Annotated in this window: 12 protein-coding genes and 7 pseudogenes; all 19 read left to right on the top strand. The window is 49.8% G+C overall.

Annotated elements, in window-relative coordinates; translation table 11 throughout:
* The first annotated feature begins 262 nt into the window (after window positions 1–262).
* Window positions 263–1,084, top strand: coding sequence for a ParA family protein (locus tag DW965_RS17445; RefSeq protein ID WP_055228680.1), 822 nt, complete (start codon window positions 263–265; stop codon window positions 1,082–1,084).
* Complete coding sequence (locus tag DW965_RS17440; protein ID WP_055290218.1) at window positions 1,041–1,967, top strand: ParB/RepB/Spo0J family partition protein; 927 nt, start codon at window positions 1,041–1,043, stop codon at window positions 1,965–1,967. The genes DW965_RS17445 and DW965_RS17440 overlap by 44 nt, the downstream gene beginning before the upstream one ends.
* A gap of 12 nt (window positions 1,968–1,979) precedes the next feature.
* Window positions 1,980–2,255, top strand: coding sequence for a DUF5720 family protein (locus DW965_RS17435; RefSeq protein WP_005335947.1), 276 nt, complete (start codon window positions 1,980–1,982; stop codon window positions 2,253–2,255).
* Window positions 2,256–2,278: 23 nt separating this feature from the next.
* On the top strand, window positions 2,279–2,470 hold the full coding sequence (locus DW965_RS17430; RefSeq protein ID WP_007886609.1) for a hypothetical protein: 192 nt from the start codon (window positions 2,279–2,281) through the stop codon (window positions 2,468–2,470).
* 67 nt (window positions 2,471–2,537) lie between these two features.
* Window positions 2,538–3,397 (top strand): annotated as a pseudogene (locus tag DW965_RS17425) (DUF6017 domain-containing protein).
* Window positions 3,398–3,447: 50 nt separating this feature from the next.
* Window positions 3,448–3,759, top strand: coding sequence for a DUF5720 family protein (locus DW965_RS17420; RefSeq protein ID WP_044024580.1), 312 nt, complete (start codon window positions 3,448–3,450; stop codon window positions 3,757–3,759).
* Window positions 3,760–3,857: 98 nt separating this feature from the next.
* Window positions 3,858–4,358, top strand: a complete 501-nt coding sequence (locus DW965_RS17415) for a PcfB family protein (protein WP_117760461.1) — start codon at window positions 3,858–3,860, stop codon at window positions 4,356–4,358.
* Window positions 4,355–4,657: pseudogene (locus tag DW965_RS17410) on the top strand (recombinase); the annotation flags it as partial. The gene DW965_RS17415 and the pseudogene DW965_RS17410, both read left to right, overlap by 4 nt.
* A 56-nt stretch (window positions 4,658–4,713) precedes the next feature.
* Window positions 4,714–6,564, top strand: a pseudogene (locus DW965_RS17405) (recombinase family protein).
* A gap of 79 nt (window positions 6,565–6,643) precedes the next feature.
* Window positions 6,644–6,835, top strand: coding sequence for a transposon-encoded TnpW family protein (locus tag DW965_RS17400; protein WP_006060444.1), 192 nt, complete (start codon window positions 6,644–6,646; stop codon window positions 6,833–6,835).
* A 133-nt stretch (window positions 6,836–6,968) separates the two neighbouring features.
* Entirely contained in the window at window positions 6,969–7,265 is a 297-nt protein-coding gene (locus DW965_RS17395) for a hypothetical protein (RefSeq protein WP_055228716.1), read from the top strand.
* 105 nt (window positions 7,266–7,370) lie between these two features.
* Window positions 7,371–8,201: a hypothetical protein gene (locus DW965_RS20250; RefSeq protein WP_070103256.1), complete on the top strand. Its 831-nt coding sequence runs from the start codon at window positions 7,371–7,373 to the stop codon at window positions 8,199–8,201.
* 82 nt (window positions 8,202–8,283) lie between these two features.
* Window positions 8,284–8,520: a DUF3847 domain-containing protein gene (locus tag DW965_RS17385; RefSeq protein WP_330421259.1), complete on the top strand. Its 237-nt coding sequence runs from the start codon at window positions 8,284–8,286 to the stop codon at window positions 8,518–8,520.
* Window positions 8,521–8,809: 289 nt separating this feature from the next.
* The gene (mobQ, locus tag DW965_RS17380) at window positions 8,810–10,321 is read left to right on the top strand and encodes a MobQ family relaxase (RefSeq protein ID WP_117760459.1); all 1,512 of its coding nucleotides are present in this window, start codon (window positions 8,810–8,812) and stop codon (window positions 10,319–10,321) included.
* Window positions 10,322–10,337: 16 nt separating this feature from the next.
* A pseudogene (locus tag DW965_RS17375) lies at window positions 10,338–12,240 on the top strand (AAA family ATPase).
* Between the two features lie 85 nt (window positions 12,241–12,325).
* A pseudogene (locus DW965_RS17370) lies at window positions 12,326–12,748 on the top strand (type IV secretory system conjugative DNA transfer family protein); the annotation flags it as partial.
* Window positions 12,749–13,339: 591 nt separating this feature from the next.
* Window positions 13,340–14,267 (top strand): annotated as a pseudogene (locus DW965_RS22725) (reverse transcriptase domain-containing protein); the annotation flags it as partial.
* A gap of 12 nt (window positions 14,268–14,279) precedes the next feature.
* Entirely contained in the window at window positions 14,280–15,005 is a 726-nt protein-coding gene (locus tag DW965_RS22720) for a group II intron maturase-specific domain-containing protein (RefSeq protein WP_243004538.1), read from the top strand.
* Window positions 15,006–15,118: 113 nt separating this feature from the next.
* Window positions 15,119–15,463: pseudogene (locus tag DW965_RS17360) on the top strand (type IV secretory system conjugative DNA transfer family protein); the annotation flags it as partial.
* Window positions 15,464–15,542: the final 79 nt, after the last annotated feature.

Below are 15,542 nucleotides of genomic sequence, written 5' to 3'. Positions count from 1 at the left end.
CTTGGCAGTCTCAGACACCGGATTTTTCGCTGGAGGGTTTGGCAGTCTCAGACACCGGATTTTTCGCTGGAGGGTTTGGCATAATCTGACCAAATCTGAACAATTAAATACGATTCTAATGCAGGCACTCAGTAACAAATAACTGGGTGCTTTTTTGTTTCAGAGATTCCGGCATTAGAAAGGGCCGTCACTTTATGATTTTGAAGTGGCGGCTTTTTCTATTTCCAGAAACAACAGCAACAATTAGAAATGAGGTGAAGTCATGAACACACAAATCATCGCCATCGCCAACCAGAAAGGCGGCGTTGGCAAAACAACAACCTGTGCGAACTTGGGAATAGGTCTGGCACAGGCCGGAAAGAAAGTGCTTCTAATCGACGGGGACCCACAAGGAAGTCTGACAATCAGCTTGGGAAATCCGCAACCGGACAAGCTGCCATTTACACTGTCGGATGCAATGGGCAAAATTCTGATGGATCAGCCTATACGCCCCGGAGAAGGTATTCTGCATCATGCAGAAGGCGTTGACCTGATGCCTGCGGATATTCAGCTTTCCGGTATGGAGGTTTCTCTGGTAAACGCCATGAGCCGTGAAACGGTTTTACGGCAATATCTGGACACACTGAAGGGACAATATTCCCATATCCTGATTGACTGTCAGCCCTCGTTGGGGATGCTTACAGTCAATGCGCTGGCTGCTGCGAACAGGATCATAATTCCCGTTCAGGCAGAGTATCTGCCCGCCAAAGGACTGGAACAGCTTTTATCTACGGTCAGCAAGGTAAAACGGCAGATCAATCCAAAGCTCCAGATTGACGGTATCCTGCTGACGATGGTGGATAACCGCACCAACTTTGCCAAAGAGATTGCTGCTTTGCTGCGGGACACCTATGGAAGTAAAATCAAAGTCTTTGGAACGGAGATTCCACACTCTGTCCGTGCAAAGGAAATTAGCGCAGAGGGAAAAAGCATTTTCGTCCATGACCCTGGCGGTAAGGTGGCAGAGGGGTATCGAAATCTGACGAAGGAGGTGTTGAAACTTGAAAAGCAGCGCGAAAAAAGTAGAACTGGCATCGGTAGATGATCTGTTTTCTACGGAGGAGAGCCGTGCCGATGCTCAGAGAGAAAAAGTAGTAGAAATCCCGCTGTCGGAACTGCACCCGTTCAAAGGGCATCCATTCAAAGTCAAGGATGACGAAGCCATGATGGAGACCGCAGACAGTATCAAGCAGTATGGCGTTCTGGTTCCGGCGATTGCTCGACCGGACCCGGAGGGCGGTTATGAGCTGGTAGCCGGACACAGGCGGCACAGAGCCAGTGAGCTGGCAGAAAAGGAGACCATGCCGGTCATTGTTCGGGATTTGGATGATGATGCCGCCACGATCATTATGGTTGACAGCAACCTGCAACGAGAAAGTCTGCTCCCCAGTGAAAGAGCATTTGCCTACAAGATGAAGCTGGATGCCATGAAACATCAGGGAGAGCGAGTTGATTTAACTTCGTCCCAAGTTGGGACGAAGTTGAGAGCCGATGAAATATTGGCTCAGCAGGCTGGTTCAAGCAGAAATCAAGTTCAGCGCTATATCCGTCTGACAGAGCTGATTCCTGAATTGATGGATATGGTGGATGAAAAGAAGATTGCCCTGAACCCTGCCTATGAGCTGTCCTTTCTCAAAAAGGAGGAACAGGTAGACCTGTTGGACGCGATGGACAGCGAACAGGCTACCCCTTCTCTTTCTCAAGCCCAGCGGCTCAAGAAATACAGTCAGGAGGGGCATCTGACCCTCGATATGATGCGTGTCATCATGGGTGAGGAAAAGAAAAGCGATCTGGACCGAGTGACATTTACCTCTGACACCTTGCGGAAGTATTTCCCTAAAAGCTATACGCCCCAGCGGATGCAGGAAACCATCATCAAGTTGCTGGAGGCATGGCAGAAAAAGCGTCAGAGAGACCAGGAACGATGAAAGGAGCCGCCTATGATGGATATTTCAGCCCGTGAGCTGAAAGGACATAACATTCTCGCCGTAGAGAGGTTTTGGGATAACACCCGCTGGATGATTGAGTTTTCCGTCCTGCGTCCCAGCACAGCTTACGGCAGCCCCGGAGAGGAAATGCGGCTGTTTTTGACCGAGGACGGGTATCAGGCTGCTCTGCAAAGCCAGCAGCGTCGGGAGATTAAGATCAAGCGTTACGCTCGTGTGATTGAGGGACATATCCTCGATTTCAAACCGGGAAAACGCCGCCGCTCATAAACCCATACAACGAAAGGAAAGGAATGACTATGTGTACGGTAAAGGAAATTCAAGAAGCAATCCGGGAAGATTGCAAATCTCAGCATGACATGGAATCAACGGATATTGACCGAGTGATGCAAACACTTCCTTTCGCCCAGGAGGAGCCATTTACAGAGGCGCGTCCTCGAAAGCCGCTGTTTTGGTTCTATGCAAGAAAATTTGAAAAGTGTTGAACACCGCAATTCTTTGGAATGAGGATTGCGGTTTTTTTGTACCCAAAATTCGGAAGGAGTGAGGTCGATGGCCGTTTTTCGCATTGAACGGACCCGTGATTATACCGTGATGAGCAATCATCATTTACGAAATGCAAACCTGTCGTTAAAAGCCAAGGGACTGCTTTCCATGATGTTATCTTTGCCAGAGGACTGGAATTACACCACCCGTGGTCTTGCAAAGATCTGTAAGGAGGGCGTGGATGCCATAGGCGCTGCGTTGCGGGAATTGGAGGCTGCCGGTTACATTGTGCGGCACAAGCTGCGTGACCGGCAGGGACGCATCAGCGATACAGAGTATGTTATATACGAGCAGCCACAGCTAGAAAACCGGATACGGATTCACCAGATACGGAAAACCCGTATATGGATAAACCGGATACGGAAAAGCCCGCAGAATTAAATATAGAGAAATCAAATACTCAAAAACAAAATATTTATGGATCAAGTACCGATTCCATTCCCTTCCGGGATTGCGCGGCAGATTGTCTGCCGGAACGGAAAGGAAGGGATGCGATGTCACTCACAGAGATAGAGAGTTATCGGGAATTGATTCAGGAGAATATCGGGTATGAATACCTGTGTCAGCAGTATGAAACTTATCGGGAGGATTTGGATGAGATTGTGGAGCTAATCGTGGAAACGGTCTGTGCAAAGCGAAAGACCACCCGTATTGCAGGAAGTGATTTTCCGCATGAAATCGTTCGTTCCAGATTCTTGAAGCTGGATAACTCGCACATTGAGTTTGTCATGGACTGTTTACAGAAGAACACCACGGAAATTCGTAACATGAAGCAGTATCTTCTGACCGTTCTGTTCAATGCACCGACCACGATAAGCAATCATTACACCTCACAAGTAAATCACGATCTGTATGGCGGCTGGTAAATGGTCGCTTTTTTATTGCCCGGAACTGCCGGGAGAAAGGAGCAAGCATGATGTCTGAGGGAAAGACCATAGGGCAGCTGATGGAAGAAATGCGGGCAAAGGCAGGAGCGCAGAATTATCATGGTCATGGATATATGGACCTCCAGCGTTTTGCGGAGGACACCCGGCACATGATTATTTTTGATGTGCTGACGAACGATTCTCCTGTTGGCTGGAAAGGCGAACGAACCCGCCTGTTCCTGTCGGATACCGGTTATGAAAAAGCACTGGATAGTCAGGAAAAGGGGCAGATTAAGATTTTGAGCCACGCAAAGGTACGCCAGGGCAATCTGCACTATGACCATTCTGACCAGTTACGCTAAGGAGGGCGGTATGAAGCGTTATCTTCTGCGGCGGCTGGTGGTTCCGCCTTAGCAAAAAAAGAGATTCCCTGCAAACTTCGTGGAAAGGAGGCGAGAAAATGCAGGAAGAAGTGGAAAACAGAACTTTGACGCTGGTTGTCAGTGGAACAAAGTTTACCGGCAGAATGTTTAAGGCTGCCATAAGCAAGTACATGGCACATCGAAAGGAAAAGAAGCTGGAAAAACAGAGAAGCCGTGATGCGCCGGTTGTTCCGCATGGAAAACAGACTGTGAAGCAGCTTGTCGGGCAGAATCAGGGAATATCCAACATTGAGATCACAGACCCCTCTATCAAGGAGTTTGAGAAAATCGCCCGGAAATATGGTGTGGATTATGCGGTGAAAAAGGACCGCAGCAGTTCTCCGCCAAAGTACCTAATTTTTTTCAAAGGCCGTGATGCAGATACTCTGACAGCAGCTTTTACAGAGTACACCAACAAAAAGGTCAAAAAGGCAACGAAAACAGAGCGCTCGTCCGTACTGGCAAAACTTAACCAGTTCAAAGAGATGGTTAAAAATGCTGTGGTGGATCGCACCAAGCGAAAGGAGCTGGAACGATGAAAAAGACATTGGACATCAAAAAGCTCATTTTGCTGAATATGCCGTATATCCTGATGGGACTGTTTGCTACCAATTTTGGAGAGGCATGGCGAATGGCAAAAGGGGCGGATGCTTCAGAAAAGTTTCTTTCGCTGATTGCGGTTCTGCCTGGGGCGCTGGAAAGTTTCTGGCCAAGCCTGCATCCATTGGACTTGTTGGTAGGGCTGTGTTGTGGAGGCAGTCTGAGGCTGGCGGTGTATCTTAAAAGCAAGAACGCCAAGAAATATCGACATGGTTTGGAATATGGTTCGGCCCGCTGGAGTGCATAATTTTAAGTGTAAATGACACATACATGGACGCACAGGAGGTTATGCACATGACTGATTATAGCAAAATTACAGCCCTTTACTCCCGCCTTTCCGTGGGCGACGAGGACAGGGACGGCGGCGAGAGCAACAGCATACAGAATTAGAAGAAATTTCTGGAAAGCTACGCCAGACAGTTAAAGCTGACGAATATCCGGCACTACATCGACGATGACGAAAGCGGCAGGTTTTTTGACCGTTCCGCATACTCCCGCATGATGGACGATGTGGAAAACGGGAAAATCGGTGTCTGCATTATGAAAGACCTTACCCGCTGGGGGCGTGACTATCTCCAAGTCGGAAACGCTATGGAGATATTCAGACGGAACAATGTGCGCTTTATCGCGGTCAACAACGGCATTGACAGCGAGAAGCCCGACACATTGGAGTTTGCGCCCTTTATCAATATCATGTCGGAGTGGTACGCAAAGGACATCAGCAAGAAAGTGAAAACGGGCATTAAGACCAAAGGCATGAGTGGAAAGCCGATTGTCACCGAAGCCCCTTACGGCTATGTCAAAGACCCGGACGACAAGGATTTTTGGATAATCGACGAAGAAGCCGCCGAGGTTGTCCGTTTGATTTTCCGTCTGTTTATCGGTGGGAAGAACCGCAATCAAATCGCCATATATCTGACACAGGAGCAAATCCCAACCCCCACTTTCTACATGAAAGACCGCGGGTGGGGAACCTGTAAAAATAAGACGCTCAACGAGGATAACCGCTGCAAGTGGAACAAAGTCACCTTGACCAATATCCTCACACGGCAGGAGTATTGCGGCGATGTGGTCAACTTCAAGACCACAAAGCATTTCCGAGATAAACATAACCACTATGTAGACCAGAGTCAGTGGCACATCACAGAAAATGTGCATGAGCCGATTATCAGCCGCAGCGATTTTGAAACCGTACAGCGGATTTTGGAAAACGCACCCGTCAAACGCCCCAACGGGGACGGGGAAATCCACCCTCTGTCCGGCTTGCTTTTCTGTAAGGACTGCGGCGCAAAAATGCACATTCGTATAGATTACCGAAACGGCGGCAAGCGGCATGTTGCCTATTGCAGCGAGTACCACAAGGGGAAAGCCAGAAATCCGAAATGCAATTCCCCGCACATCATGGACGCGGACTTGCTCATGCAGACCATCGCAGAAGTGCTGAAGAAAATCGAGGACTATTCTATCAGCAATCGGGCGGAGTTTGAAGCCTTAGTGAAAAAGAACCTTGCCATGCAGCAGACCGACCAGACCAAAAAGCAGCAGAAGCGTATTCCGCAAATCACGACGCGCCTTGAACAGATTGACAAGGTGCTGAATAAGCTCTATGAGGACAACGCCCTCGGCACTATCCCGCAAGACCGTTATGAGCAAATGTCGCAGAAGTATTCGGAAGAATACTATGCGCTGAAAGCGGAGCTTGCCACGCTCCAAGAGCAGCTATCCGCTTATGAGAACGCGGGAGGACGGGCGCAGAAGTTTTTGAAGCTGACAGAACGCCATGCCGCCTTTACCGACCTGACCCCCGCCATTCTCAACGAGTTTATCAGCCGGATTGAAGTGCATGAGCGCGACCAGAAAAGGGCGAGATACGCAATCCAGCACATCAGCATATATTTCAATTATATCGGCAAGTTTGAGAATGAAGTGACACAGCTTGCAGAGCCGACCGAGCAGGAAATCCGGCAAATGCGGGAGGAAATCGAAGAAGCCAAAAAGGAAAAGAGCCGCGCATACCACCGGCAATATTCAAGGGAGTACCGGGCGCGAAACCTTGAAAAGCAGCGGGAGTATGACCGCATGAAAGCGCGGGAATACCGGGCAAGGCGAAAGGCACAGGCTGCCGCCGCACAGCCCACACAGTAAAACAGAATAACCGTCAACCAAGAGGGATTTTCCGAACTACGGGAAATCCCTCTTTTGCGCCCAAAGAAAGGAGCCGCCTATGGCAGAACAGACCCCCGACAGTATCATCACAACCCAGAGGAACGGGCAGACCATTGTTGCGGAGTTGTTTTTCAATCACAGCAGCACAGAAACGTTCCGCGACAAGCTGCTCAAACTGGTACTTGCCGACAGTTCGCGTTTATCTGCGTCTGACGGTCAAGAGCCGGAAAAAACGGAAATCTTGCGATAACAGCCGCCCCGACGAACCATTCCCTGTCTGGACGGTTTCTATTTGAAAATCCTCATTTCCCCCAAGTCAAGAGCCGGAAAAAACACCCGAAAAATGCCCCTATTGCGTAACAGGGGCGCAGAAAGGAGCTTACATGAGAACAGGGCTTACGAAGCAGGAAAAGACCACCGATATTTGGTTTGACGAGAAAGACCCCCTTATCCATATCCGCACCCACAACACCGACTTAAAGAAGCGGCTTGCCGCCTACACCAGACAGCACCCCGACCAGTGCCGCCAGACCGACGCAGACCCCGAAACGGGCTGCATGGAGTTTGAGATTGCAAAGGGGCGCTTCTCTTTCCGTCTGACCGCCCCATACAACGAGGAACGGCGGGAAGCTGCGCGGCGGTCTGCCAGAGAAAACAAGGCCACTGACAGGCTGAAATGAGGTGGATTTATTCATAACCATGTGCTATGATATTTATAGATAGTGAAACTTCCTTTCAATTTTTTCATCTATACAAGTAACAGAGAAGAACAGGAGGCTTGTTCCATGAGAAAAAAGAGATTGATGATTGCAATAGCTTGTATCATTTTAGTAGGTATCGCGGTAATCGTATTTTTTTCACAACAGGGGAAAAAACCGTATAAGGATTTGGACGCAGCGCAGATTGTTTCCGCTAAAGTGTTATTAACACCGCCAGACAAAACGATTGAGATTGAAAATATCCAAGAATTAGTTGAATATTTGAATGATGTTGTTGTCTATAATGAGGATAATTCTTACACAGAGTATGCTGGACAAGGCGTTGTTTTTACCTTGACTATGGTAGACGGTACACAAACAGATATTATGGCGTATAACCCATTTATTGTCATTGACGGTATCGGTTATAAGACAAAATATGAGCCATGTGAAGCACTCAACAACTATGCAAATGAATTACTAAACTCTGGGACTGCCAATATAATTTTGGAAGAACCGCCCACATTAAGCGTTGTGAGTGACGAAACCGCTATCGGTGCAGTATTAGGAACTTATTCGTGGCAAAAAACAAATATTGACGGAACTGCTGAAAGCACAATAGCTGATAGCCCACACCCGTTAGAGTGCAAGGATCTGTTGTCCCCGCCATTTGAAACAACAGAAACAACAGCTACATTAAGATTTACAGAAGACCCAGATACAATTTTAAGTGTGCAGTGCTGGAGTGACGAACATTGGGGAGAGCCTGCTGCAAACAGCGAAGATGTAACTATTGTTGGAAACGTACTCACTCTTAAACTGGGCGGATATATTTATGAAGTAACAGCTGAATGGAATACTGAAAATGGCTATGGCGGAACAGCAAGCTATTTTATATATTTGAAAACAGCAGACTAAAATTGAATAGCCACCCACAAGGGCAGCCGAGAAAATCGACTGTCCTTTTTCTATGCTTATGAGCAGAAAGGAGCGACCAACCATGACAAAGCCAAGAGAGAAAACCCGCGAGGAGCTGCAAGCCGAGATTGAGGACGGAAAGAAGAAAATCCGGCAGCTTGAGAACCGGGAGAAAATCATCAAGCAGAAGCTATCCGTCGAGGAACGCAAGGCGAGAAACCACAGGCTTTGCAAGCGCGGCGGCTTCATGGAAAGCCTTGTGCCGGAGCTTATTGCCATGCCGGACGAGGATGCGCAGACCTTTTCCGGCTTGCCCTGACGAGCGAGCCAGCACAGGAGTTTTTGAAAAAACGAGCCGAGGAAACGACAAGCTGAAAATCCCTTAGGAACTAAGGGCGCACTTATACACCCTTACGGGCGTGTGCGCTCTGCCGAGGGCTTATCTCCGCACAGGGAGATTTCCCCGCGCTCCGATATGGCGGCTTTGCCGCAACAAGGGGCTGCACCCCTTGCGCCGCTTCGCGGCTATCCCTGCACACCCACAAAAACAGTACACCCGCCTTTGGCGTCTGTACCATTTTTGAGGGTTTTATCATCCTATCCGGGAGGTGATACCCATAGCCATTTACCATTGGAACATCGGCATTGTGAGCCGAGGAAAAGGCAAATCAGCCGTTGCCGCCGCCTACCGAAGCGGCGAAAAGCTGACAAACGAATGGGACGGAATGACCCATGACTACACTCGCAAAGGCGGCGTTGTCCATACAGAAATCATGCTGCCGCCCCTCGCGCCGCCCTCATTCTCTGACCGTTCAACCTTGTGGAACAGCGTGGAGCTTTACGAGAAAGCCGGGAACGCCCAGCTTGCGCGTGAGATTGACGCAGCACTCCCCATAGAATTATCCAGAGAGGAACAGATCCGGCTTGTCCGGAAATACTGTTCCTCTCAATTTGTTTCCAGAGGAATGTGTGTGGATTTTGCCATTCACGACACCGACAGCGGCAATCCCCATTGTCATATCATGCTGACTATGCGCCCCCTTGACGAGCGCGGCGCGTGGGCGGCAAAGTCCAAAAAGGAATATGACCTTGATGAAAACGGTGAGCGTATCCGCTTGCCAAGCGGCAGATATAAGACGCACAAGGTTGACCTCACGGGCTGGAACAGCCAAGAGAATGCGCTTGTTTGGCGCAAGGCATGGGCTGATATTTCAAACGACTATCTTGAGCGTGCCGGAAGCCCGGAGCGTATCGACCACCGCAGTAACGCCGAGCGCGGCATTGACGAAATACCGACCGTCCATATGGGCGTAGCCGCCTGTCAAATGGAGAAGAAAGGTGTAGCCACCGAGAAAGGCGAACTGAACCGAAATATCCAAAAAGCAAACCGCCTTATACGGGAAATCCGGGCGCAGGTTAGCAAGCTCAAAGAATGGATTGCCGACCTGTTCAAAGTGTGGGAAACCGCCCCGAAGCAGCCGCCGCAATCTCCCAACCTTGCAAATCTGTTGATGAAGTATTTGAGCGTTCAGAGAGAAAAGAGCCGGAAGTATTCGCAGCGTTGGCAACAACAGCACACAGCCGATGAACTGAAAACCATAGCGGCAGCGGTCAACTATCTCTCCGAGCATGGCATCTCTAATCTTGACGAGCTGGACGCTTCTCTTTCCTCTGTCAGTGATAGAGCCTATTCAATCCGGGCAGGAATGAAAACCGCCGAGGAACGCATGAAGAAGCTACAAAAGCTAATTGAATACGGGAAGAACTACACAGAGTACAAGCCCATTCACGATGAACTGAAAAAGCTGCAAAACGGCTGGACAAACAAGCGCGACAAGTACGAGGAAGCCCACCGCGCCGAGCTGACCCTATGGAACGCAGCAAGTCGCTATCTCCATGCAAATCTGCCGAAAGGAACAAAGACCTTGCCTATTGCGGAATGGGAACAGGAATATGCTGACCTCAAAACACAGAGGGACAGCGATTATACTAAACTGAAAGATACCCGCACAAATGTTTCAGAGCTTCAAAAAATCCGCAAATGCGTGGATATTGCACTCCGCGCCGACCAGCCGGAGCAGACGCAGAGCCGCACCAAACGGCATGATATAGACCGCTGAAAGGAGTTGAACTTTTATGTACTACACCCAAGAACAGATAGACCGCGCCAACCAAGCCGACCTTGTTTCTTTCCTGCAATCACAGGGCGAGCAGCTTACCCGTGCCGGAAATGAATACCGCTGGAAGCGGCACGACAGCCTGACCGTCCGGGGAAACAAATGGTACAGGCACAGCCAGAGCAAAGGCGGCGGCCCCGTTGATTTTGTCATGGAGTTTTTCAGCAAGAGCTTTACCGAAGCTGTTGAACTTCTCACAGGCGAGAAAGGAGCCGCCCTACCGCCGGACAGACCAAGCCCCGCGCCCCTCTCCAACTTCCGGCTACCACCCCGGAACACCGACAACCGAACAGCGAGGAATTACCTCACAGCAGCCCGCCGCATTGATGAAGATGTGACGGGCTTTTTCTTTGCCCGCGGCGATATTTACGAGGACACAGCCCACCACAACGCCGTATTTGTGGGGCGGGACGAGGACGGAATACCGCGCTACGCCCACAGCAAGGGAACGGCGGGAAAACTTCCGGCTTGATGTAAAAGGCAGCGACAAAGCCTTTAATTTCTGCTACCGGGGCGAGGGCGACAGGCTTTTTGTCTTTGAAGCCCCGGTTGACCTGTTATCTTTTCTCTGCCTGTTCAAAAAGGCATGGCAGAAACAGAGCTATTTGTCATTGGGCGGCGTGGGAGAAAAAGCCCTGTTGCGTTTCCTCTCTGACCGTTCGAACATCAAGACCGTTTACCTCTGCCTTGACAGCGACCAAGCCGGAAGCGACGCTTGCAGCCGCCTTGCGGAGTTTGTGCCGGAGGGCTTGACCGTTCACCGCCTTGTGCCGCTTTACAAGGACTGGAACGAGGTATTGCAGCACCGGGCAGAAATCGCGGACGGGAAGTATATCCGGGAAGCGATTTACGGCTTGAAAGAGCCGCCGCAGGAAGAAACCGTTGAGATTATCCGCATGAGCGAGGTTGACACACAGACCGTTGAATGGCTATGGGAGCCGTATATCCCCTTTGGGAAAGTAACCATTGTGCAAGGCAATCCCGGCGAGGGCAAGACCACTTTTGCCCTACGCCTTGCCGCCGCCTGCACCACCGGGCGGGAGCTTCCGAACATGAAGCCCCTGCCGCCGTTCCAAGTGATTTACCAGACTGCCGAGGACGGTTTGGGAGATACCGTCAAGCCCCGCTTGATAGAAGCCGCCGCAGACCTTGACCGGGTGCTTGTGATTGATGAAGCAAAACGGGAGCTTACCCTATCTGACGAGCGCATAGAGAAAGCAATCGTACAGAACGGGGCGCGTCTGATTATCCTTGACCCCATACAAGCGTATATGGGCGAAAAAACCGACATGAACCGGGCGAACGAAGTGCGCCCCATGTTCCGCCGCCTTGCCGATGTTGCCGAGCGTACCGGGTGTGCCGTTATCCTTATCGGGCATTTGAACAAAGCAGCCGGAGGACAGAGCGCGTACCGGGGATTAGGTTCTATCGACTTCCGAGCCGCCGCCCGGAGCGTGCTTTTAATCGGGCGCGTGAAGCGTGAGCCGAATGTGCGCGTTATCGTCCATGACAAATCTTCCCTTGCGCCGGAGGGCAAGCCCGTTGCCTTTTGCCTTGACCCGGAAACGGGCTTTTCGTGGGTAGGCGAATACGACATCACCGCCGACGAGCTGCTGTCCGGCGCGGGCGGCAACAACGCCACCAAAACCGAACAGGCTGAAAGGCTGATACTTGACCTACTTGCAGACGGGAAAGAGCTTGCCAGCGAGGACATTGTAAAAGCCGCAGCCGAAGCCGGAATATCCGAAAGGACGGTACAGAACGCCAAGCGCAACATGGGCGGCATTTTAGGCGCAAGGCGTGTCGGCGGTCAATGGTACAACTTCATCAAGAAGAAGCAGCCGCCCGAACCCGCAAGCTGAAAGCGCAAAACGCAGACCCTTTGCACTTTGCACTTTCGCACTTTCACGATAATTTGCGTCAATAACTCAAAAAAGCACTTGACAAAACGCTTCATGGGGAACCCGTGAGGATATTGCACCTTACGTTGATCCTGTATTTCAGAACAATGTGATTCTGACGAAAACGGAGAGCCTGACCATGAACAGCCGCCCCAAGGACCCCAAGACTGCCAGAAACAAAAATGTACTGGTGATTGGCGGCTCCGGTTCCGGTAAGACCCGCTTCTGGCTCAAACCGAATCTGATGCAGATGCACAGCAGCTACGTCGTGACTGACCCGAAGGGAACCATTTTGGTGGAGTGCGGAAAAATGCTCCAAAGGGGTGCGCCCAAGCTGGGGAAGGACGGAAAGCCCATGAAGGATAAGCATGGCAAGGTCATTTATGAGCCTTACCGCATCAAGGTTCTAAATACCATCAACTTCAAGAAGTCCATGCACTATAACCCCTTTGCATACGCGCGACACGAGGTCGCGTAATTAAACTGTTCGGCGCTGACCGAACCTGTTATTCCATTAGCAGTAGCCTATCGTCACCGAAGCGGCTGGCAACGGCCGTGAGGCAGCATGACGAGAAAAGGTAGCCCTCCCGAAAGGGTTAAGCCGAAACCTCGAGGCAGAGGCGAAAAGCTGGAAGCAACGTCCGGCTGGGGAGCTTGGCTTGTGTAGTATGGTGAATGTAAGTAAATCGCTGTTAAACGTCGTTAGCGGGAACCAGGCTAAAGTTGCTGATAGGCCTGAACCAAAAGGTGTGCAGTCGGATGTTCTCCTGTAAGCTGGGAACACATGGACAAACATGACTGCCGGCGGATAGGCGGCACCTAACCTACACGGTTGATTACGTGAAACGTGTTAAGCCCGCGCTCTCTCCGTATATTCGGAAAGCTGACCGCAAGGAAAGCCGATAGAAACGCGGGTAAGGAACGCTGGAAAAAGCGAACGCCGACCTTGTAATGAGGACGGATAGGGATTGAAACAGCATCCCACGCGAAAGCGGGCTGACTTCCAGCAGGTCTATCTTTACGAGAGAATTTACAGAACTTTTGAGAGGAGGAATTGCAAATGAACAGGAAACTGTGTGCGCCTGCTGACAGGGCACGAAGCTGGGAATCCATTGATTGGAAGAAAGCGGAGGCCTATGTTAAAAAGCTGCAAATGCGTATCGTAAAGGCTCAAAAAGACGGTCATTACAGCAAAGTGAAAACTCTGCAATGGCTGTTGACGCACTCTTTCTATGCCAAGGCATTGGCAGTGAAACGTGTGACAAGTAATAAAGGCAAAAATACCGCTGGTGTAGACCATGAATTATGGAAAACGCCAAAAGGCAAATTCGAGGCGATTGACAAACTCAAACGCCGGGGCTATAAGCCCCAACCTCTCAGACGGGTGTATATCCCGAAGAAAAACGGAAAATTACGCCCGCTGAGTATTCCAACGATGACAGACCGCGCCATGCAGACATTATATAAGTTTGCACTGGAACCATTGGCAGAAACTCTGGCAGACCCGAACTCCTACGGCTTTAGAATTGGAAGAAGCACACACGATGCCATCGGGCAATGCTTTAACGATTTGTGCAGAGCCGATTCGCCTCAATGGATTTTGGAGGGAGATATTAAAGGGTGCTTTGACCATATCAGTCATAGCTGGTTAATGAAAAAATATCCCAATGGACAAGGAAATGCTCGAAAAATGGCTGAAATGTGGCTTTGTGGAAACCAGAAAAATCTTTCCGACAGAGGAAGGGACCCCACAGGGCGGCACAATATCGCCAGTTTTGATGAACATGACCTTGGACGGTCTGGAGCGGATTCTAAAAGAAAGATTCCCGATGAGACGGACGGTGGCAGGTAAAACCATCTACGACCAGATTAATTTCGTGCGATATGCCGACGACTTTATCGTCACCGGGAAAAGCCCGGAAACTTTGCGTAACGAGGTTATGCCGCTTATCAAGGACTTTCTGGCGGAACGCGGCCTGCAACTTTCAGAGGAAAAAACGGTGATTACACATATCAGCGACGGCTTTGATTTTCTTGGGCAGAACATTCGGAAATACAACGGAAAATTGCTTATAAAGCCGTCAAAGAATGCAGTAAAAGCTTTCCTCAAAAAAGTGCGGACTATTGTTAAGGAGAACAAAACCGCCACGCAGGACTTGCTCATTCGCAAACTAAATCCTGTGATTCGCGGTTGGGTCAACTACCACCGCTATGTAGTTTCTGCGGATATTTTTGGATTAGTTGACCACAGGATTTTCGAGTGCCTATGGAAGTGGGCTTGCCGCAGACACAAACGAAAAGGTAGGAAATGGATTGCCAACAAATATTGGCACCATATTGATAACCGGACGTGGACGTTTGCAGCAGAGCCTGCTTTCCGCGGTAAAGATTTCGATGAAAAATACCTCAAGCTGGAATACGCGGCAAATACTAAAATCATCCGATTCAAGAAAATCACCGCCGAAGCCAACCCATTCGATAAAAAATGGACGGGATATTATGAGGAACGTGACGGGGAAAGAATGCTGAACAGCACCAAAGGACGAGAAAAACTCGTTAAAATTTGGAACAACCAAAAACGGTGCTGCCCTGTATGCGGAGAAAGAATTACATCTGAAACAGGATTTAAGACGCATTTTATCACCGAAAACAACAGGAAGTGGCCTGCTATTATGGTACATCCCTGGTGTCATCGAAATCTGCATGAGCCGGACTACTTGATTTGAGCCGGGTTTCGTTTTACACGAGGCCTTACGATAGGCTTGAGCCGTATGACGGGAAACTGTCACGTACGGTTCTTAGGGGAGGGGCTGGCAGCAATGCCAGTCTCTTACCCGACATCCACTCGGAAAAGGATATTCTGAAGCTGGTGACAACGCTAATCGCTAATACCAAAGGCGAGGGCAAGGCCGGAGACGATTTCTGGGTCAAGGCGGAAACATTGCTGTATTGCGCATTGATCGGATATATCCACTATGAAGCTCCGGTGGAGGAGCAAAACTTCTCCACCCTCATCGAGTTCATCAACGCCATGGAAGTCCGGGAGGATGACGAGGAGTTCAAAAATCCCGTAGACCTGATGTTTGATGCACTGGAATCGGAAAAGCCAAACCACTTCGCAGTGCGGCAGTATAAGAAATATAAGCTGGCAGCCGGTGTAGTAAGTTTGAAGAGACTTCTTAATCAATCAATTTTAAAGAGTTGGAGCTCCAAAATGATTAAAAAGTCTCTTGAGGCTTATTTTTTTACCTTAAAGAACAAAA

This window comes from Blautia sp. AM47-4 (assembly GCF_003479865.1).
Classification (GTDB): domain Bacteria; phylum Bacillota; class Clostridia; order Lachnospirales; family Lachnospiraceae; genus Fusicatenibacter; species Fusicatenibacter saccharivorans.
Note: the sequence above shows the minus strand (reverse complement) of the source record. Positions and strands in the feature narration are given on the sequence as shown.

What these genes read in the sequence shown, in the direction of transcription:
- DW965_RS17445 (WP_055228680.1), top strand. Translation starts at nt 263, where the DNA reads ATGAACACACAAATCATCGCCATCGCCAACCAGAAAGGCGGCGTTGGC.
- DW965_RS17435 (WP_005335947.1), top strand. Translation starts at nt 1,980, where the DNA reads ATGATGGATATTTCAGCCCGTGAGCTGAAAGGACATAACATTCTCGCC.
- DW965_RS17430 (WP_007886609.1), top strand. Translation starts at nt 2,279, where the DNA reads ATGACTATGTGTACGGTAAAGGAAATTCAAGAAGCAATCCGGGAAGAT.
- DW965_RS17420 (WP_044024580.1), top strand. Translation starts at nt 3,448, where the DNA reads ATGTCTGAGGGAAAGACCATAGGGCAGCTGATGGAAGAAATGCGGGCA.
- DW965_RS17415 (WP_117760461.1), top strand. Translation starts at nt 3,858, where the DNA reads ATGCAGGAAGAAGTGGAAAACAGAACTTTGACGCTGGTTGTCAGTGGA.
- DW965_RS17400 (WP_006060444.1), top strand. Translation starts at nt 6,644, where the DNA reads ATGGCAGAACAGACCCCCGACAGTATCATCACAACCCAGAGGAACGGG.
- DW965_RS17395 (WP_055228716.1), top strand. Translation starts at nt 6,969, where the DNA reads ATGAGAACAGGGCTTACGAAGCAGGAAAAGACCACCGATATTTGGTTT.
- DW965_RS20250 (WP_070103256.1), top strand. Translation starts at nt 7,371, where the DNA reads ATGAGAAAAAAGAGATTGATGATTGCAATAGCTTGTATCATTTTAGTA.
- DW965_RS17385 (WP_330421259.1), top strand. Translation starts at nt 8,284, where the DNA reads ATGACAAAGCCAAGAGAGAAAACCCGCGAGGAGCTGCAAGCCGAGATT.